The sequence below is a fragment of the Mycobacterium seoulense genome (assembly GCF_010731595.1).
Taxonomy (GTDB): Bacteria; Actinomycetota; Actinomycetes; order Mycobacteriales; family Mycobacteriaceae; genus Mycobacterium; species Mycobacterium seoulense.
On sequence record NZ_AP022582.1, the window covers coordinates 540,231 to 557,882 of the forward strand.

Annotated in this window: 18 protein-coding genes; 12 read left to right on the forward strand and 6 right to left on the reverse strand. The window is 69.6% G+C overall.

The features are described 5' to 3' along the window. Positions 1–30: 30 nt before the first annotated feature. Both G6N37_RS02665 and G6N37_RS02670 read left to right on the forward strand, forming a co-directional pair. Positions 31–300, forward strand: a complete 270-nt coding sequence (locus G6N37_RS02665) for a DUF2277 domain-containing protein (RefSeq protein WP_163675547.1) — start codon at positions 31–33, stop codon at positions 298–300. Further along, positions 297–893: a DUF1802 family protein gene (locus G6N37_RS02670; RefSeq protein WP_163675552.1), complete on the forward strand. Its 597-nt coding sequence runs from the start codon at positions 297–299 to the stop codon at positions 891–893. Before G6N37_RS02665 ends, G6N37_RS02670 begins: the two co-directional genes overlap by 4 nt. Here the strand turns inward: G6N37_RS02670 and G6N37_RS02675 are convergent. Both G6N37_RS02675 and G6N37_RS02680 read right to left on the reverse strand, forming a co-directional pair. After that, entirely contained in the window at positions 852–2,582 is a 1,731-nt protein-coding gene (locus G6N37_RS02675; protein WP_163675555.1) for a CocE/NonD family hydrolase, read from the reverse strand. The two genes, G6N37_RS02670 and G6N37_RS02675, sit on opposite strands and share 42 nt — an antisense overlap. Positions 2,583–2,609: 27 nt before the next feature. Beyond that, positions 2,610–3,194 carry a DUF3558 domain-containing protein gene (locus G6N37_RS02680; RefSeq protein ID WP_163675559.1) on the reverse strand — a complete coding sequence of 195 codons (585 nt, stop codon included), beginning with the start codon at positions 3,192–3,194 and terminating at the stop codon, positions 2,610–2,612. A 199-nt stretch (positions 3,195–3,393) separates the two neighbouring features. Between G6N37_RS02680 and G6N37_RS02685 the strand changes: the two genes are divergently transcribed. The 5 genes from G6N37_RS02685 to G6N37_RS02705 all read left to right on the forward strand — a co-directional run bounded on the left by G6N37_RS02685 (position 3,394) and on the right by G6N37_RS02705 (position 8,418). Then, positions 3,394–4,320, forward strand: a complete 927-nt coding sequence (locus G6N37_RS02685; RefSeq protein ID WP_276067001.1) for a metallophosphoesterase family protein — start codon at positions 3,394–3,396, stop codon at positions 4,318–4,320. Next, the gene (gene pptT, locus G6N37_RS02690) at positions 4,317–4,997 is read left to right on the forward strand and encodes a 4'-phosphopantetheinyl transferase PptT (protein ID WP_163675565.1); all 681 of its coding nucleotides are present in this window, start codon (positions 4,317–4,319) and stop codon (positions 4,995–4,997) included. The genes G6N37_RS02685 and pptT overlap by 4 nt, the downstream gene beginning before the upstream one ends. After that, complete coding sequence (truB, locus tag G6N37_RS02695; RefSeq protein WP_163675568.1) at positions 4,994–5,905, forward strand: tRNA pseudouridine(55) synthase TruB; 912 nt, start codon at positions 4,994–4,996, stop codon at positions 5,903–5,905. The genes pptT and truB overlap by 4 nt, the downstream gene beginning before the upstream one ends. Before the next feature lie 61 nt (positions 5,906–5,966). Beyond that, a complete protein-coding gene (locus G6N37_RS02700; RefSeq protein ID WP_163684506.1) occupies positions 5,967–7,157 on the forward strand; it encodes a lipid-transfer protein in 1,191 nt (396 codons plus the stop codon). Positions 7,158–7,161: 4 nt separating this feature from the next. Next, positions 7,162–8,418 (forward strand): acyl-CoA dehydrogenase family protein, encoded by a 1,257-nt coding sequence (locus G6N37_RS02705; RefSeq protein WP_163675571.1) that lies wholly within the window; start codon positions 7,162–7,164, stop codon positions 8,416–8,418. Here the strand turns inward: G6N37_RS02705 and mntR are convergent. Further along, complete coding sequence (gene mntR, locus G6N37_RS02710) at positions 8,415–9,125, reverse strand: manganese-binding transcriptional regulator MntR (protein ID WP_163675574.1); 711 nt, start codon at positions 9,123–9,125, stop codon at positions 8,415–8,417. The genes G6N37_RS02705 and mntR overlap by 4 nt on opposite strands. A 101-nt stretch (positions 9,126–9,226) precedes the next feature. On the opposite strand from mntR, the gene G6N37_RS02715 reads away from it, so the two are divergent. Further along, positions 9,227–10,204: a bifunctional riboflavin kinase/FAD synthetase gene (locus G6N37_RS02715; RefSeq protein WP_163675577.1), complete on the forward strand. Its 978-nt coding sequence runs from the start codon at positions 9,227–9,229 to the stop codon at positions 10,202–10,204. 9 nt (positions 10,205–10,213) lie between these two features. Here G6N37_RS02715 and G6N37_RS02720 read toward each other — a convergent pair whose 3' ends face one another. Both G6N37_RS02720 and G6N37_RS02725 read right to left on the reverse strand, forming a co-directional pair. Further along, positions 10,214–10,699 (reverse strand): SRPBCC family protein, encoded by a 486-nt coding sequence (locus G6N37_RS02720; protein ID WP_163675580.1) that lies wholly within the window; start codon positions 10,697–10,699, stop codon positions 10,214–10,216. A gap of 3 nt (positions 10,700–10,702) precedes the next feature. Continuing rightward, a complete protein-coding gene (locus G6N37_RS02725; protein ID WP_163675583.1) occupies positions 10,703–11,059 on the reverse strand; it encodes an ArsR/SmtB family transcription factor in 357 nt (118 codons plus the stop codon). Positions 11,060–11,231: 172 nt separating this feature from the next. On the opposite strand from G6N37_RS02725, the gene rpsO reads away from it, so the two are divergent. The 4 genes from rpsO to G6N37_RS02745 all read left to right on the forward strand — a co-directional run bounded on the left by rpsO (position 11,232) and on the right by G6N37_RS02745 (position 16,514). Next, positions 11,232–11,501, forward strand: a complete 270-nt coding sequence (gene rpsO / locus G6N37_RS02730; protein WP_067199669.1) for a 30S ribosomal protein S15 — start codon at positions 11,232–11,234, stop codon at positions 11,499–11,501. A gap of 346 nt (positions 11,502–11,847) precedes the next feature. Further along, entirely contained in the window at positions 11,848–14,130 is a 2,283-nt protein-coding gene (locus G6N37_RS02735) for a polyribonucleotide nucleotidyltransferase (protein WP_163675586.1), read from the forward strand. Next, on the forward strand, positions 14,117–15,484 hold the full coding sequence (locus G6N37_RS02740; protein ID WP_232075252.1) for a M16 family metallopeptidase: 1,368 nt from the start codon (positions 14,117–14,119) through the stop codon (positions 15,482–15,484). The genes G6N37_RS02735 and G6N37_RS02740 overlap by 14 nt, the downstream gene beginning before the upstream one ends. 4 nt (positions 15,485–15,488) lie before the next feature. Beyond that, positions 15,489–16,514, forward strand: coding sequence for a nitronate monooxygenase (locus G6N37_RS02745; RefSeq protein WP_163675589.1), 1,026 nt, complete (start codon positions 15,489–15,491; stop codon positions 16,512–16,514). On the opposite strand, the gene ald is transcribed toward G6N37_RS02745, so the two are convergent. Beyond that, on the reverse strand, positions 16,511–17,626 hold the full coding sequence (gene ald, locus G6N37_RS02750) for an alanine dehydrogenase (protein WP_163675592.1): 1,116 nt from the start codon (positions 17,624–17,626) through the stop codon (positions 16,511–16,513). The genes G6N37_RS02745 and ald overlap by 4 nt on opposite strands. Positions 17,627–17,652: the final 26 nt, after the last annotated feature.

The following is a 17,652-nucleotide window of genomic DNA, read 5'->3' on the forward strand; positions in this document are numbered from 1 at the left end:
AGGGTCGCCGGCCGCGCCTATCGTTGAGGCATGTGCCGGAACATCACCGAGTTGCGCGGGCTTCAGCCGGCGGCCACCCCCGACGAGATCGCGGCGGCGGCGCGCCAATATGTGCGCAAGGTCAGCGGGATCACCCGACCCTCGGCGGCGAACGCCGAGGCCTTCGAGGAGGCGGTGGCCGACGTCACCGAGGCGACGACGCGGTTGCTCGCGGCGCTGCCCGCACGGCGGCAGCCGCCCAAGACCGTCCCGCCCCTGCGCCGGCCCGAGGTGGCCGCCCGGCTGGCCGGGGCGCAATGACGCTCACCACGACGATGCCCGCGCTCAAGGAGTGGAGCGCGGCCGTGCACGCCCTGCTGGACGGCCGCCAGCGGGTGCTGCTGCGCAAGGGCGGCATCGGGGAGAAGCGGTTCGTGGGGGTACCGCCCGCTTGCGGGGGACTGGCCGCCGGCGAGTTCCTGTTGTTCCCGACGGTCGCGCACAGCCACGCCGAGCGCGTCCGGCCCGAGCATCGCGATCTGCTGGAAGCGGCCGCCGCCGACAGCACCGACGATCGCTTGGTGCTCCGGGCGGTCGCGAAAATCGTTGCGGCGGTAGAGGTTGACCGGCCCGACGGCCTTGCGGCGATCGAGGATCTGCACATCTGGACCGCCGAGTCGGTGCGCGCCGACCGGCTCGACTTCCGCCCCAAGCGCAAACTGGCCGTGCTGGTGGTGTCGGTGCACCCGCTGGCCGAGCCGGTGGAGATCGCCCGGACCCCCGACCACGGCGGGTGCAAGAGCTGGGTGGAGCTCGCGGTGCACGCACCGTTGGGGCCGCCGGTGTGTGACCCCGTTCATGACGCGGCCGCGCTAGCCGAGGTCGCCGCTCGCGTCCGCCGCGCCGTTGCCTGACAGGTCACGCGGGCCGACGGGCAGCAGCAACCGGGAGCGCCCGTAGCGCACGGTGTGGGTGACCGGCTTGGATTGCCGGCCGGTCAAGATCGGCTCGTCGGTGCCCAGGTTGCGCGCGTAGCGGGGAAACCAGCTGCCGGCGATCAGCACGCGGATGCGCGAGCCGGCGCGAAAGCGATGGGCGATGCCGTCGAGTTCGACCCGGACGGGCTTCCTCGCGTTCCCGGCGACGGCCCCGAGCCGCCGGTAGCCGTCGCAGACGTTCGTCGACCGGCCCTTGGCGTCGACCTCGCTCACCCGCACGAACAGGTCGGCATGCGGGTTGTCCGCGCCGTGCGCCAGCTCGACGACGGGGCTGCCGTAGACGCACACGTCATGGGTGAGGGTCAGGCTGGTGAAGGCCAGCACGTCGTCGCGCGACGCGAGCCGGCTGTCGTCGCGATAGCCGCCGTTCGGCGACAGCAGCGGGCCGCCGGTGGTGGGCGTCGGGTCGGCGGGGTCGTAGCGGAAGGTCGCCGGCGCCAACCGCGTCAGGTCCGTCGGCGCGGTCTCGCCCAGGTGGCCGCCGGGCCGCAGATACAGCGCGCGCTCGGTGGTGGCGGGCGGCCAGTCGGCCACGTTGCGCCAGCCCTGCCCCTTGTCGGAGCCGGTGACGTAGACGTGGACCCGGCTGGGCCGGTCCGGGCCGGGCGCGCCACCGAGGTGGCTGCCCAGCCAATCCAGCGACTCCCGCACGCACGTGCTCAGCCCGGTGGTGAGCAGCTGGGTATGGGTCCAGGGACCCATGGTGAGCGCGACGTCGACGCCCCGCCGGCGCAGATGCCCGTACTGCTGCAACGTCTGCCTGACGAAGATGTCCTGCCAACCGCCGATCAGCAGGACGGGCACGTCGACGCGTTCCAGGGCGTCGCCGCAGCGCAGCCTGTCCCAGAACGGATCGGTGGGATCGGAGTGCTCGACCCACGACTCGAACCACGGCGCGCCGGCGCCGAGCAGCTCCCTGACCGTGTCGGCGACGGGCAGCCCGAGCGCCGCCCGTGCCACCCTGTTCCGGTTCTGCAGCTGGCGCAGCGCGGACCGGGCGCGCACCGGATCCTCCTGGTGGGCGACCATGTCGCTCCAGCCCAGGAAGTCGTTGATCGCGAACGAGCCGGTGCCCCACACCGAGGCGTTGAAATCGTGCGGACCCACGGTGATGACGGCGGCGGCGAGCTCCGGCGGCGGATCGGTCAGCAGCGCCCACTGGGTGAACCCGAGGTAGGACAGGCCGACGGTGGCGAAGCGGCCGGTGAACCAGGGCTGCTCGCGCAGCCAGGCGACCGTGTCGGCGCCGTCGGCGGCCTCGTTGGCCATCGGCTCGAAATCCCCGCCGGAGCCGAACGTGCCGCGGACGCTCTGCAGCACGACGTGGTAGCCGCGCGCCGCGTACAGCGCACCGAACACCAGCGAGAACGGGAAGGCGCGCCCGTACGGTCCCCGGACCAGCAGGGTGCCGGCCGCCGCCGCGGTGGCCGGTGCGTAGTGATCGGCCACCAGCTCGACGCCGTCGCGCATCGGCACCCGGACGCGTTCCACGGCGTAATCGGCGGTCGCCGCGGGCAGGCCCAGCAACCGGCCGACGGCCCTGCCGCCGAGGTGTCGCAGCGTGTGCAGCGGGGGCTGGTCGGCGCGCGTCGAGGTGATACTCACGGTGCCCAGGTTAAGGCCGGGCCGCCGTCAGAATTTGTAATAGGGCGTGAGGTCGTTCGCGCGCTGCAGGTTGGTGGACATGCAGTCGACCTCGGGGTTGGAGTAGACGGTCGAGTAGTAGAGCGCCTGCTGCAGCACGCCGTAGCTGGTCTTGAACGCGACCATGCAGGAGTAATACCAGTAGCTGTTGTGATACGTCGGCTTGAGCACCCAGTACTGCGCGGCGCGGTGGCCCGCGATCGTGGTCTCGACGGCGTCGGGCGGCAGCGACGCCTCGTAGGTGCGCCAGATGATGGGCTCGACGGCCAGCTGGTAGTTACCCGCGTCGAAGTGGCAGCGCAGGCCGTCTTCGTGCTCGGGCGGCGTGAAGGCCAGCCCGAGCCGCTGCACCGCGTCGAACGGGATGTCCTCGCAGGCGTCGAACGGCCGCGGGTCGGTGGTCGCCACGATCGGGCTCTTCATGGTGGTTTCCAGCGGCGCCGCGGTCGAGCGCAGCTCGACGCGCCCGCCGCCCGCCGGCCCCGGCGCGGCGCCCTGCCAGCCCGCCGTGCCTGCTATGGCCGCTGCGACGAGGGCGCCGACCGCCCCGATCAGACGCACCTTGGCGAACACGACACCCCCTGACGGCTCGGCGCTCCTTGCCCGGGAGTGTACAAGTCGCGTCGCCGAGACCACAGGGAAACAAGAACACGTTCCAATGCCGCGGGCAAGGGGCCCGCCGCGACCGGCCGACGGCCACGGGTCATTAGTCTGGTTAATCGTGGCTGGTCAAAATGCGGGGCACGAATCGACCAACGGGGGGCAACCGACGCTGTGGGCCGTGTCCGACCTGCACACCGGACACCTGGGCAACAAGCCGGTCACCGAATCGCTGCACCCGTCCTCGCCCGACGATTGGCTGATCGTCGCCGGCGACGTCGCCGAGCGCACCGACGAGATCCGGTGGGCCCTGGACCTGCTGCGCCGGCGGTTCGCCAAGGTGATCTGGGTGCCCGGCAACCACGAGCTGTGGACCACGACGCGCGACCCCGTGCAGATCTTCGGCAAGGCCCGCTACGACTACCTGGTCAACATGTGCGACGAGATGGGCGTCGTCACGCCGGAGCATCCCTTCCCGGTGTGGACCGAGCGCGGCGGCCCGGCGACGATCGTGCCGATGTTTCTGCTGTACGACTACAGCTTCTTGCCCGAGGGGGCGACGAGCAAAGCCGAGGGCCTGACCATCGCGCGGGAGCGCAACGTGGTGGCCACCGACGAGTTCCTGCTGTCGTCGGAGCCGTACCCCACCCGGGAGGCCTGGTGCCGGGAGCGGCTCGCCACCACGCGGGCGCGTCTCGAGAAGCTCGACTGGATGACACCGACCGTCCTGGTGAACCATTTCCCCCTGGTCCGCGAGCCCTGCGACGCGCTGTTCTACCCGGAGTTCTCGCTGTGGTGCGGAACCACCAAGACCGCCGACTGGCACACCCGCTACAACGCCGTGTGTTCGGTCTACGGTCACCTGCACATCCCGCGCACCACCTGGTACGACGACGTGCGCTTCGAGGAGGTGTCGGTGGGTTACCCGCGGGAGTGGCGCCGCCGCAAGCCGCACAGCTGGCTGCGCCAGGTGTTGCCCGATCCGCAATACGCGCCCGGCTACCTCAACGACTTCGGCGGTCACTTCGAGATCACTCCCGAGATGCGGCAGCAGGCCGCCCAGTTCCGGGAACGGTTGCGGCAGCGGCAATCACGATGACCGAGGAGATGCTGGTTTCCTCGGTGCTGCCGGCATCCGACGGTCTGGCGTACTCCGAGGTGTATGCCGATCCGCCCGACCTTGCCCCGCTGCCCGAAGAGGAGCCGCTGATCGCCAGGTCGGTGGCCAAGCGGCGCAACGAATTCATCACCGTCCGGCACTGCGCGCGCGTCGCGCTGGGCGAGCTCGGCCTGCCGCCGGTGCCGATCCTCAAGGGCGAGAAGGGCGAACCGTGCTGGCCCGACGGTGTGGTGGGCAGCCTCACCCACTGCACCGGCTACCGCGGTGCGGTGGTGGGACGCGCCGAAGCCGTGCGCTCGGTGGGCATCGACGCCGAACCGCACGACGTGCTGCCCGACGGCGTGCTGAACGCGATCAGTCTGCCCGAGGAGCGACACGAACTCGAGACGTTGCCCGAAGGCCTGCACTGGGACCGAATCCTGTTCTGCGCCAAGGAGGCGACGTACAAGGCCTGGTTTCCGTTGACCAAGCGCTGGTTGGGTTTCGAGGACGCCCACATCGTGTTCGACCTCGACCCGCCCGACGGGGGCACCACCGGGGTGTTCGTGTCCAAGATCCTGATCGACGGCCAGGCCCTCGACGGCCCACCGCTGACCGCGCTGAGGGGCCGCTGGTCGGTGGAGCGGGGGCTGGTGCTGACCGCGATCGTGCTATGAGCTCGAGCCGCGGCGGCCCGAAGCCCGGTCCAGGTTTGGTCGTCGTCGACAAGCCCGCCGGGATGACCAGTCACGACGTGGTGGCGCGCTGCCGCCGCATCTTCGGCACCCGCAGGGTGGGCCACGCGGGGACGCTGGACCCGATGGCCACCGGCGTGCTGGTGATCGGGGTCGACCGCGCCACCAAGATCCTCGGCCTGTTGACGGCGGCCTCGAAGTCCTATGCCGCCACGATCCGGCTCGGCCAGACCACCTCCACCGAGGACGCCGAAGGTCAAGTGCTGCACAGCGTCTCGGCCACCCACCTGACGCGTGAGGCGATCGCCGCCGCGGTCGCCGGCCTGCGCGGCGACATCGAGCAGGTGCCGTCGGCGGTCAGCGCGATCAAGGTCGACGGGCGGCGCGCCTACCGGCTGGTGCGCGAGGGCCAGGCCGTCGAGCTGCAGGCCCGGCCGGTACGCGTCGACCGGTTCGAGGTGCTCGACGTCCGGTCCGACGGCCGGTTCCTCGACGTGGACGTGGAGGTCGACTGCTCGTCGGGCACCTACATCCGCGCGCTGGCCCGCGACGTCGGGGCCGCACTCGGCGTCGGCGGGCATCTGACGGCGCTGCGGCGCACCCGCGTCGGTCGCTTCTCGCTGGAGCAGGCCCGCTCCCTCGACGACCTGGCCGAGCGGCCCGGCCTGTCGCTGACCCTGGACGAGGCGTGCCTGCTGACCTTTCCCAGCCGCGACCTGACCGCCGCGGAGGCCGAGGCGACGGCCAACGGGCGCCCGCTTTCGCCGGCCGGCATCGACGGCGTCTACGCCGGCCGCGACCCCGACGGCCGGGTGATCGCGCTGCTGCGCGACGAGGGCCCGCGCACCAAGTCGGTGGTCGTCATCCGCCCGGCGACGCTGGAGGAATAGGCTGTGACGCGGATCTCCTCAAGCCTGTCGAAGTAAGGGGCGCGCTATGTCCACCCACGCTATGTCCAACAAGGTGTATGTCGTCGGCGTCGGCATGACGAAATTCGAGAAGCCGGGCCGCCGCGAGGGCTGGGACTACCCGGACATGGCACGGGAGTCGGGGACCAACGCGCTGGCCGACGCGGGCGTGGACTACCGCGAGGTGCAGCAGGGCTACGTCGGCTACGTCGCCGGCGATTCGACGTCGGGGCAGCGGGCGCTCTACGAGCTCGGCATGACCGGCATCCCGATCGTCAACGTCAACAACAACTGCTCGACCGGTTCGACCGCGCTTTTCCTGGCGGCCCAGGCCATCCGCGGCGGGATCGTCGACTGCGCGATCGCGCTCGGCTTCGAGAAGATGCAACCCGGAGCGCTGAGCGGGGGAGCCCAGGACCGCGAATCGCCGATGGGCAAACACGTCAAGGCGATGGCCGAGATCGACGAGTTCGCGATGCCCGTCGCGCCGTGGATGTTCGGCGCCGCCGGCCGCGAGCACATGCGTCAATACGGCACCACCGCAGAGCATTTCGCCAAGATCGGCTACAAGAATCACAAGCACTCGGTCAACAACCCGTTCGCGCAGTTCCAGGAGTCCTACACTCTCGACGACATCCTGGCCGCGCGCATGATTTCCGACCCGCTGACCAAGTTGCAGTGTTCGCCCACGTCCGACGGTTCCGGAGCGGCGATCCTGGCCTCGGAGAGCTTCGTCGACAGCCACGGGTTGGCCGGCCAGGCGGTGGAGATCGTCGGCCAGGCCATGACCACCGACTTCGCGTCGACCTTCGACGGCAGCGCCAAGAACCTGATCGGGTATGACATGAACGTCCAAGCCGCCCAACAGGTTTACGACCAGTGCGGGTTGGGTCCCGAGGACTTCCAGGTCATCGAGTTGCACGACTGCTTCTCGGCCAACGAGCTGCTGCTGTACGAGGCGCTGGGTCTGTGCGGCCCGGGCGAGGCGCCCAAGCTGATCGACAACGGCGACACCACCTACGGCGGCCGCTGGGTGGTCAACCCGTCCGGCGGGCTGATCTCCAAGGGCCACCCGCTGGGCGCCACCGGGCTGGCGCAGTGCGCCGAGCTGACCTGGCAGCTGCGCGGCTCCGCCGACCGGCGGCAGGTCGAAAACGTCAGCGCCGCACTGCAACACAACATCGGGCTGGGCGGCGCGGCCGTCGTCACCGCCTATCAGCGCGCCGAACGCTGAGCCGATGATCGAGTGGTCCGACGCGGACCTGATGGTCCGGGACGCGGTCCGTCAGTTCATCGACAAAGAGATTCGTCCGCACCTCGACGAATTGGAAACCGGTGCGATGTCGCCGTACCCGATCGCGCGCAAGCTCTTCAGCCAGTTCGGTCTCGACGCGATGGCCGCCGAATCGGTCAAGTCGATGCTGGAGCGCGAGCGCGCCAAGCAAGCGGGCGAGGCGCGTGACGAAGAGCCGTCCGGCACAGGCGGTTCCGGCGGGATGGCCGGCCAGGCGTCGATGGTCGCCATGCTGGTCTCCGAGCTCGCCGGCGTGAGCATCGGGTTGTTGAGCACCGTCTCGGTCAGCCTCGGCCTGGGTGCGACGACCATCATGAGCCGCGGCACGCTGGCCCAGAAGGAACGCTGGCTGCCCGGGCTGATGACGCTGGAGAAGATCGCGGCGTGGGCCATCACCGAGCCCGACTCCGGCTCGGACGCCTTCGGCGGCATGAAGACCACCGTCAAACGGGACGGTGACGACTACCTCCTCAACGGGCAGAAGACTTTCATCACCAACGGGCCCTACGCCGATGTGCTGGTGGTCTACGCCAAGCTGGACGACGGCTCATCGGTGGACGCGCAGGACAAGCGCAACCGGCCGGTGCTGGTTTTCGTGCTCGACTCCGGTATGCCGGGCCTGACGCAGGGCAAGCCGTTCAAGAAGATGGGCATGATGTCGTCGCCGACGGGCGAATTGTTCTTCGACAACGTGCGGCTGGGCCGCGACCGGCTGCTGGGGGAGAGCGAGCAGCACGCCGGCGGGGACGGTCGCGACAGCGCGCGCGACAATTTCGCCGCCGAGCGGATCGGGATCGCGATGATGGCGCTGGGCATCATCAACGAATGTCACCGGCTCTGCGTGGATTACGCGAAGACGCGCACGCTGTGGGGCAAGAACATCGGGCAGTTCCAGCTGATCCAGCTCAAGCTGGCCAAGATGGAGATCGCCCGGATGAACGTGCAGAACATGGTGTTTCACACGATCGAGCGCCAGCAGGCGGGCAAACCGCTGACGCTGGCCGAGGCCTCGGCGATCAAGCTGTACTCGTCGGAGGTGGCCACCGACGTCGCGATGGAGGCCGTCCAGCTGTTCGGGGGCAACGGCTACATGGCCGAGTACCGGGTGGAGCAGCTCGCCCGCGACGCGAAGTCGTTGATGATCTACGCGGGCAGCAACGAGGTCCAGGTCACCCACATCGCCAAGGGGCTGTTGGGCTAAGCGGACGCAGTCACCCAGATCGCCCGGGCGGCCGGGCTGCCCAGGTCGACCGTCGTCTCCGCGCCGTCGCCGGATTCGATCGCCACCGAGATCATGCCGGCGAACTCCCGACGGGTCAGCACCCGCAGCCGCGAGTCGAGATTGATGCCGACGTCGGCGAAGTAGCGCAGCATCTGCGGGTCGGCGTCGGAGATACGGGCCACGGTTCCGGTGTCTCCGTCGCCGCACGCCCACAGCTGGCGGGCCGGCGGGGTGGGCACCTGCCCGTCCGAAGCCGGGATCGGGTCGCCGTGCGGGTCGCGTTGGGGGAACCCCAGCTTGGCGTCGATGCGGGCCACCAGTCGATCCGATACCGCGTGCTCGAGCACCTCGGCCTCGTCGTGCACCTCGTCCCAGCCGTAGCCGAGCTCGTTGACCAGGAAGGTCTCCAGGAGCCGATGCCTGCGCACCATGGCCAGCGCCGCCCGCCGGCCCGCCTCGGTCAGGGACACGGCCCCGTATTTCTCGTGGTCGACCAGGCCCTGCTCGGCGAGTTTGCGGATCGACTCCGAGGCCGTGCTCGCCGACACCCCGATCTTCTCGGCCAGCATCTTGGTGCTGACCTTTTGCGGGGCGTCCTTGGGGGACCACTCCTGGGCGTTCCAGATGACCTTGAGGTAGTCCTGGCCGACCGCGGTGAGACCGCCACGCTCTTCGTCAGCCCTCACAACGACAAAGTTTAGGCAACCCAGGCCTGATCGTGTGCTCCACGCCACCCTCGCGGCGGCGGATCTCCCGGTGGACGACGGGGAGCCGTAGGCTTGCGGTCGTGCAGCGGTGGCGCGGCCAAGACGAGATCCCCACGGATTGGGGCAGGTGTGTGCTCACCATCGGCGTGTTCGACGGTGTGCACCGGGGCCATGCCGAACTGATCGCGCATGCGGTCAAGGCCGGGCGGGCGCGCAACGTGCCGACCGTGCTGATGACCTTCGACCCGCACCCGATGGAAGTGGTCTACCCCGGCAGCCATCCGGCGCAGCTGACGACGCTGACGCGGCGCGCCGAGCTGGTCGAGGAGATGGGCATCGACGTCTTCCTGGTCATGCCTTTCACCAGCGATTTCATGAAGCTGACCCCGGAGCGCTACGTCCACGAGCTGCTGGTGGAGCACCTGCACGTGGTGGAGGTCGTGGTGGGCGAGAACTTCACCTTCGGCAAGAAGGCGGCCGGCAACGTCGAGACCCTGCGGCGCGCCGGTGAGCGCTTCGGGTTCGCGGTCGAGTCGATGTCGCTGCTGTCCGAACACCACAGCAACGAGACGGTGACGTTCTCCTCCACCTACATCCGATCCTGCGTCGACGCCGGCGACGTGGTGACCGCCATGGAGGCCCTGGGCCGTCCGCACCGCGTCGAGGGCGTCGTCGTCCGGGGCGAGGGGCGGGGCATGGAGCTGGGATTCCCCACCGCCAACGTGGCGCCGCCGATGTATTCGGCGATCCCGGCCGACGGCGTGTACGCCGCCTGGTTCACCCTGCTCGGCCACGGGCCGGTGACCGGGACCGTCGTCCCGGGCGAGCGCTACCAGGCCGCGGTGTCCGTCGGCACCAACCCGACCTTCTCCGGACGCACCCGGACCGTCGAGGCCTTCGTCCTGGACACGACCGCCGATCTCTACGGCCAGTACGTGGCCTTGGACTTCGTCGCGCGCATCCGCGGACAGCGCAAGTTCGACTCGGTGCGGGACCTGGTCGAGGCGATGGGCAACGACACCGACCGGGCCCGCACGATGCTCTCGGCGCAGGGCTGAAGCCGCGGTTCAGGACGCGACCAGGTCGTCGATCTGGTTGATCGCCGAAGAGGCGCCCTCCACCACGCCCATGTCCAGTACCTGCTGCAGCGCCTCGGCGGAGGAGAAGGTGCTCACGTAGGTCGCCCGGGTGCCGCCGCCGTGCTCGGCGAAGGTGTACACGTTCACCGAGACCGGCAGGTCGGGGTTGGGGTTGAAGTCCAGGTCGGCGAAGCCGTCGAGGAACGTAAAGCTCGTCGGTTCGTCGACGGCCGTGATCTCCCAGTAGCCGGCGTACTTTTCGCCGTCCGGGCCGGTCATGAAGTACGTCGTGCGGCTTCCGGGCGTGAGGCTGTGGTCGACGACGGTCGCCGGATGCGACGGCGGCCCCCACACCCTCTCCAGTTGACGCGGGTCGGCGTAGACCTGCCAGATCCGCTGCACCGGCGCGGCGAAGTCGGCGGTGATGGTCAGCGTCAGGTTCTCGGGATCGTGCTGGACGTCGGTGACGGGCATGGTTCAGTCCTCCGTTGAGTTGGTCGAATCGGTCGAGTCGGATGCGATGAGCTCGTCGACGCGTGCGATGCGGCCGCGCCAGAGGAGTTCCAGCTCGGCCAGCATGGAAGCGACCGACCGCACGGCCGTCACGTCCCCGCTGGCCAACTGCTCGCGACCGCTGCGCCGTTTGGTTATCAGGCCGGCCTTCTCGAGCACGGCGACGTGCTTCTGCACCGCCGCAAAGCTCATGTCGTACTTGCACGCGAGCGTGGACACCGAGTGTTCCCCGGCCAGCGTCCGGCGCATGATGTCGCGCCGGGTTCGGTCGGCGAGGGCGTGGAACAGGGCGTCCACCCGGTCCTCTTGGGCTACGGTCACCCGACAAACATACAACCAAATGGTTGTATGTTGTCAAGGGGTGGGCGCTGGCCTGCGATTTCGGCCGACGTCACCGCCGCTGATAGACTCGCCACCCGATACGGCGTGCGCTGCAGTCCGCGGCGGCCACGGCTGAGAAATTTTTCGCGGCACCGATTGATGGAGATGTTTCGTGGCGCTGACCGCCGAGCAGAAGAAAGAAATCCTGGGCACCTACGGCCTGCATGACTCCGACACGGGCTCCCCGGAGGCGCAGGTCGCGCTGCTGACCAAGCGGATCGCCGACCTGACCGAGCACCTGAAGGTGCACAAGCACGATCACCACTCCCGGCGGGGACTGCTCCTGCTGGTCGGCCGGCGCCGCAGGCTGCTCAAGTACGTCGCCCAGATCGACGTGGAGCGGTACCGCTCGCTGGTCGAGCGCCTGGGCCTGCGCCGCTGACCCGGGCGGGAAACCGCCGAGTGCTCCAGCCCTACTGGTGGGCCAGGTCCGCCCGTGTAGAGTGAGAGCGTTCTGGGCCGGTTCGGCCCGAGCAAACGGTGCGGTCGCGCAGATCCGCGTGCGCCGTTCCAGCGTGTCACTGTGCACGTCACCAGGGAGCAGCCCGGTCTGTATCGGGCGGTCTTCGGTAGTGGCTGCCGGGCTCTCCGGATCCGGGGCAGGTCGGCCGCTTCGATCGATGGCCGTAGCCGCATTCAGACTCTTTCCTCTCCTTAGGAAGCTCCCCGGTCACTGGCCCGTGACGACGCGAAAAAGCTGAATACCCAGAGAGGCCGTACGGACACCTATGTCTGTCGCTGAAATTGAAGAAGGCGTGTTCGAGGCAACCGCCACCATCGACAACGGGAGCTTTGGCACCCGCACCATCCGCTTCGAGACCGGCCGGTTGGCCCAGCAGGCCGCCGGCGCCGTCGTCGCCTACCTCGACGACGAGAACATGCTGTTGTCGGCGACCACCGCCAGCAAGAGCCCCAAGGAGCACTTCGACTTCTTCCCGCTGACCATCGACGTCGAGGAGCGGATGTACGCCGCGGGCCGCATCCCCGGTTCGTTCTTCCGCCGTGAGGGCCGGCCCTCCACCGACGCCATCCTGACCTGCCGGCTGATCGACCGCCCGCTGCGGCCGTCGTTCGTCAGTGGGCTGCGCAACGAAATTCAGGTCGTCGTGACGATCCTGAGCCTGGACCCCAACGACCTGTACGACGTGCTGGCGATCAACGCCGCGTCGGCGTCCACCCAGATCTCCGGGCTGCCGTTCTCCGGCCCCGTCGGGGGCGTGCGGGTCGCGCTGATCGACGGCACCTGGGTCGCGTTCCCCACGGTCGAGCAGCTCGAGCGCGCCGTGTTCGACATGGTCGTGGCCGGCCGGATCGTCGGCGAACATGACGGCAAGGCTGACGTCGCCATCATGATGGTCGAGGCCGAGGCCACCGAAAACGTCATCGAGCTGGTCGAGGGCGGCGCCCAGGCGCCGACGGAAAGCGTCGTCGCCGAGGGCCTGGAGGCGGCCAAGCCGTTCATCGCCGCGCTGTGCACCGCCCAGCAGGAGCTGGCCGACGCGGCCGCCAAGCCCACCGGCGACTACCCCGTCTTCCCCGAGTACGGCGAGGACGTCTACTACTCGGTGGCCTCGGTGGCCACCGACGAGCTGTCCAAGGCGCTGACCATCGGCGGCAAGGCCGAGCGCGACCAGCGCACCGACGAGCTCAAGGCCGAGGTGGCCCAGCGGCTCGCCGAGACCTACGAGGGCCGGGAGAAGGAGGTCAGCGCCGCGTTCCGCTCGCTGACCAAGAAGCTGGTCCGCCAGCGCATCCTCACCGACCACTTCCGCATCGACGGCCGGGGCATCACCGACATCCGCGCGCTGAGCGCCGAGGTGGCCGTGGTGCCGCGGGCGCACGGCAGCGCGCTGTTCGAGCGCGGCGAAACCCAGATCCTGGGCGTGACGACGCTGGACATGGTCAAGATGGCCCAGCAGATCGACTCGCTGGGACCGGAAACCTCCAAGCGCTACATGCACCACTACAACTTCCCGCCGTTCTCCACCGGCGAGACCGGGCGCGTCGGCTCGCCCAAGCGGCGCGAGATCGGGCACGGCGCCCTCGCCGAGCGGGCCCTGATCCCGGTGCTGCCCAGCGTCGAGGAGTTCCCCTACGCCATCCGCCAGGTGTCCGAGGCGCTGGGCTCCAACGGCTCGACCTCGATGGGGTCGGTCTGCGCGTCCACGCTGGCGCTGCTCAACGCCGGCGTGCCGCTCAAGGCGCCGGTCGCCGGCATCGCGATGGGGCTGGTGTCCGACGACGTCGAGGCCGACGGCAAGACCGAGCGGCGCTTCGTCACGCTGACCGACATCCTGGGCGCCGAGGACGCGTTCGGCGACATGGACTTCAAGTGCGCCGGCACCAAGGACTTCGTCACCGCGCTGCAGCTGGACACCAAGCTCGACGGAATCCCGTCACAGGTGCTGGCGGGTGCGCTGGCGCAGGCCAAGGACGCGCGCCTGACCATCCTCGAGGTGATGGCCGAGGCCATCGACGCACCCGACGAGATGAGCCCCTACGCGCCGCGGGTGACCACCATCAAGGTCCCGGTGGACAAGATCGGCGAGGTGATCGGCCCCAAGGGCAAGGTCATCAACGCCATCACCGAGGAGACCGGCGCGCAGATCTCCATCGAGGACGACGGCACCGTGTTCGTGGGCGCCACCGACGGTCCCTCCGCGCAGGCCGCGATCGACCGGATCAACGCGATCGCCAACCCGCAGCTGCCGACCGTGGGCGAGCGCTTCCTCGGAACCGTGGTCAAGACCACCGATTTCGGCGCCTTCGTGTCGCTGCTGCCGGGACGCGACGGCCTGGTCCACATCTCCAAGCTCGGCAAGGGCAAGCGCATCGCGAAGGTCGAGGACGTCGTGAACGTCGGCGACAAACTGCGGGTCGAGATCGCCGACATCGACAAGCGCGGCAAGATCTCCCTCGTCCTGGTCGAGGAAGACGGCCCCGCCCCAGCCGACGCCCCGGCCGAGGCCGGGGCTCCTCAGGAGGCCGCGCCAGCCGATGCCGCGAGCTGACCAGGGAAGGCCAGCGGCTGACGCTGCGTTGCGGCGGGGCAAGCACACTGCCACGGCGGAATCGGACCGCCAATCCGCGCTGCGGCGCAGCACGCTTCCGGGCGGCCTGCGGGTCGTCACCGAGTACCTGCCGTCGGTGCGTTCGGCGTCCGTCGGGGTCTGGGTCGGCGTCGGATCGCGCGACGAGGGTGCCACCGTGGCCGGCGCGGCGCACTTCCTCGAGCATCTGCTGTTCAAGTCGACGCCCACCCGCAGCGCCGTGGACATCGCGCAGGCGATGGACGCCGTCGGCGGGGAGCTGAACGCCTTCACCGCCAAGGAGCACACCTGCTACTACGCGCACGTCCTGGACAGCGACCTGGAGCTGGCCGTCGACCTGGTGGCCGACGTCGTGCTCAACGGTCGCTGCGCCACCGAGGACGTCGAGCTGGAACGCGACGTGGTGCTCGAAGAGATCGCGATGCGGGACGACGATCCCGAGGACGCCCTCGGGGACATGTTCCTGGGCGCGATGTTCGGTGACCACCCGGTGGGACGGCCGGTGATCGGCACCGCCCAGTCGGTGTCATCGATGACCCGGACCCAGCTGCACTCGTTTCACGTGCGGCGCTACACGCCGGAACGCATGGTGGTCGCGGTGGCCGGCAACGTCGACCACGGCGAGGTCGTCGCGCTGGTGCGCGAGCACTTCGGGCCGCACCTGGTCCGCGGGCGGCGGCCCATCGCCCCGCGCAAGGGAGCCGGGCGGGTCACGGGACGGCCCGGCTTGACGCTGGGCAATCGGGACGCCGAGCAGACCCACGTCTCCCTGGGCGTGCGCACCCCCGGGCGTAGCTGGCGGCACCGCTGGGCGCTGTCGGTGTTGCACAGCGCGCTGGGCGGCGGCCTGAGTTCCCGGCTGTTCCAAGAGGTTCGCGAACTGCGCGGGCTGGCCTACTCGGTCTACTCGACGGTGGACATCTTTGCCGACAGCGGCGCGCTGTCCGTCTACGCCGCCTGTCAGCCCGAGCGGTTCGCCGAGGTGATGCAGGTGACCAACGAGGTCCTCGAGTCGGTGGCTCGCGACGGCATCACCGAGGCGGAGTGCCGCATCGCCAAGGGGTCGTTGCGCGGCGGCCTGGTCCTCGGCCTGGAGGACTCCAGCTCCCGGATGAGTCGTCTGGGCCGCAACGAGCTGAACTACGGCGAACACCGCAGCATCGAGCAGACGCTGCGGAAGATCGACCAAGTGACTGTCGATGAGGTCAACGCGGTTGCCCGCCGGCTGCTGACCCAGCCCTACGGCGCCGCCGTCCTGGGGCCGTATGCCTCCAAACGGTCACTGCCCCAACAACTTCGGGCGATGGTAAATTAGCTCCGTGGTACTGGGCTTTTGGGACATCATGGTGCCCATCGTGGGTGCGCCGATGGCCGGCGGACCGGGCACGCCCGAACTGGCCGCGGCGGTGTCCAACGCGGGTGGGCTCGGCTTCGTCCCGGGCGGGCACCGAAGCGCGGAGCGGTTCGCCGAGGACATCGCCGCCGCGCGCGCGGCCACCAACGGCCCGCTGGGTGTCAACCTGTTCGTCCCCCAGCCCAGCGTGGCCGACTGGATGGCGCTGGACTACTACGCCGAGGAACTCGAAGAGATCGCCGACTACTACCAGGTCGAGGTCGGCCACCCGCAATATGGCGACGACGACGACTGGGAGCGCAAGCTCGAAGTGGTGGCCGACGTGCGGCCCGAGCTGGTCTCGTTCACCTTCGGCGTCCCGCCGCCCGACGTCATCCGGCGGCTGGGGGCACTGGGCCTGCTGGTGATGGTCACGGTGACGTCGGCGTACGAGGCCGGCGTGGCCGTCGCGGCCGGCGCGGACAGCCTGATCGTCCAGGGCCCGGAGGCGGGCGGGCACCGGGGCACCTTCGCGCCCGACATGGAGCCCGGCAGCGAGTCGCTGCACCACCTGATCGATCGGATCCGCCATGCGCATGACGTCCCGGTCGTCGCGGCCGGCGGACTGGGCAACGCGCGCGACGTCGCCGCCGTGCTGCACCGGGGCGCGGTGGCCGCGCAGGTCGGCACCGCGCTGCTGCTCAGCGACGAAGCCGGCACCAGCACCGCGCACCGCACCGCCCTGAAGAACCCGGTCTTCGGCACCACCGTCGTCACCCGCGCCTTCTCGGGTCGCTACGCGCGCGGCCTGGAGAACAACTTCACCCGCCTGCTCGACAACGTGGCACCGTTGGGCTACCCCGAGGTCAACCAGATGACCTCCCCGATCCGGGAGGCGGCAGCCGCCATGGAGGACCCGAACGGGATACCGCTGTGGGCCGGAACGTCGTTCAAGGAGGCCCAACCCGGGCCGGTGGCCGACATCATCGCCAGTCTGGTCGAGGCCGACTAGGCCAGCAGGCTCGCCGGATCCGTGAACGGCAGACCCAGGTCGGCGGCCACCCGTTCGGACAGCAGCCCGCCGTCGTGCGTCGAAAGACCCTTCGCCAGAGCGGGATCCGCTCGGCACGCGGACTGCCAGCCGCGGTCGGCCAGTTCGAGGACGTACGGCATGGTCGCGTTGGTCAGCGCCACGGTCGAGGTCTTGGGCACCGCGCTGGGCATGTTCGCCACGCAGTAGAACTGCTTGTCGTGCACGGTGAACGTGGGATTGTCGTGCGTGGTCGGCCTGGAATCCGCGAAGCAGCCGCCCTGGTCGATGGAGATGTCCACCAGCACGGCGCCCGGTTTCATCTGCGCGACAAGAGCATTCGAAACCAGTTCGGGCGCCTTGGCGCCCGGCAACAGCACCGCCCCGATCAGCAGGTCCGCGCGCGTCACGGTGCCCTCCAGCTCGTACGCCGACGAGTAACGCGTGCGGACCTGTCCGCCGAACTCCGCGTCGAGCAGACGCAGCTTGTTGATGTTGACGTCGAGAACCGTCACGCTCGCCCCCATGCCGTTGGCGACCCGGGCGGCGTTGTAGCCGGCCGTGCCGGCGCCGATCACCACGACGTCGGCGGGTTTGACGCCCGGGACCCCGCCCATCAGCACTCCGCGCCCGCCGTGGGTGCGCATCAGGTGGTAGGCGCCCACCTGCGCCGAGAGCCGGCCGGCGACCTCGCTCATCGGAGCCAACAACGGGAGGGTGCCGTCTGCGCGCTGCACGGTCTCGTACGCGATCGACGTTGTGCCGGAAGCCAATAGCGCCTCGGTGCAGGCACGCGAGGCGGCCAGGTGCAGATAGGTGAAGAGCACCTGACTGGATCGGAGGAGGCCGTATTCGGCCGGAATCGGCTCCTTCACCTTGAGCAGCAGGTCGGCCTCGGCCCACACCTGTTCGGCGGAGTCGGCCAACTGGGCTCCCGCCGCCTTGAACTCCTCGTCGGGAATGGACGATCCCTCACCGGCCCCGGCCTGCACCAGCACGTCATGGCCGCAGCGGGTCAGTTCGGTGACTCCGGCGGGCGTGATGGCCACCCTGAACTCGTTGACCTTGGTCTCGGTCGGTACGCCGACTCGCATGGTTGCCCCTCGCTGTGGGAAGTTCG

What these genes read in the sequence shown, in the direction of transcription:
- G6N37_RS02665 (WP_163675547.1), top strand. Translation starts at nt 31, where the DNA reads ATGTGCCGGAACATCACCGAGTTGCGCGGGCTTCAGCCGGCGGCCACC.
- G6N37_RS02670 (WP_163675552.1), top strand. Translation starts at nt 297, where the DNA reads ATGACGCTCACCACGACGATGCCCGCGCTCAAGGAGTGGAGCGCGGCC.
- pptT (WP_163675565.1), top strand. Translation starts at nt 4,317, where the DNA reads ATGACCGAGGAGATGCTGGTTTCCTCGGTGCTGCCGGCATCCGACGGT.
- truB (WP_163675568.1), top strand. Translation starts at nt 4,994, where the DNA reads ATGAGCTCGAGCCGCGGCGGCCCGAAGCCCGGTCCAGGTTTGGTCGTC.
- G6N37_RS02700 (WP_163684506.1), top strand. Translation starts at nt 5,967, where the DNA reads ATGTCCAACAAGGTGTATGTCGTCGGCGTCGGCATGACGAAATTCGAG.
- G6N37_RS02705 (WP_163675571.1), top strand. Translation starts at nt 7,162, where the DNA reads ATGATCGAGTGGTCCGACGCGGACCTGATGGTCCGGGACGCGGTCCGT.
- G6N37_RS02720 (WP_163675580.1), bottom strand. Translation starts at nt 10,699, where the DNA reads ATGCCCGTCACCGACGTCCAGCACGATCCCGAGAACCTGACGCTGACC.
- G6N37_RS02735 (WP_163675586.1), top strand. Translation starts at nt 11,848, where the DNA reads ATGTCTGTCGCTGAAATTGAAGAAGGCGTGTTCGAGGCAACCGCCACC.
- G6N37_RS02740 (WP_232075252.1), top strand. Translation starts at nt 14,117, where the DNA reads ATGCCGCGAGCTGACCAGGGAAGGCCAGCGGCTGACGCTGCGTTGCGG.
- ald (WP_163675592.1), bottom strand. Translation starts at nt 17,626, where the DNA reads ATGCGAGTCGGCGTACCGACCGAGACCAAGGTCAACGAGTTCAGGGTG.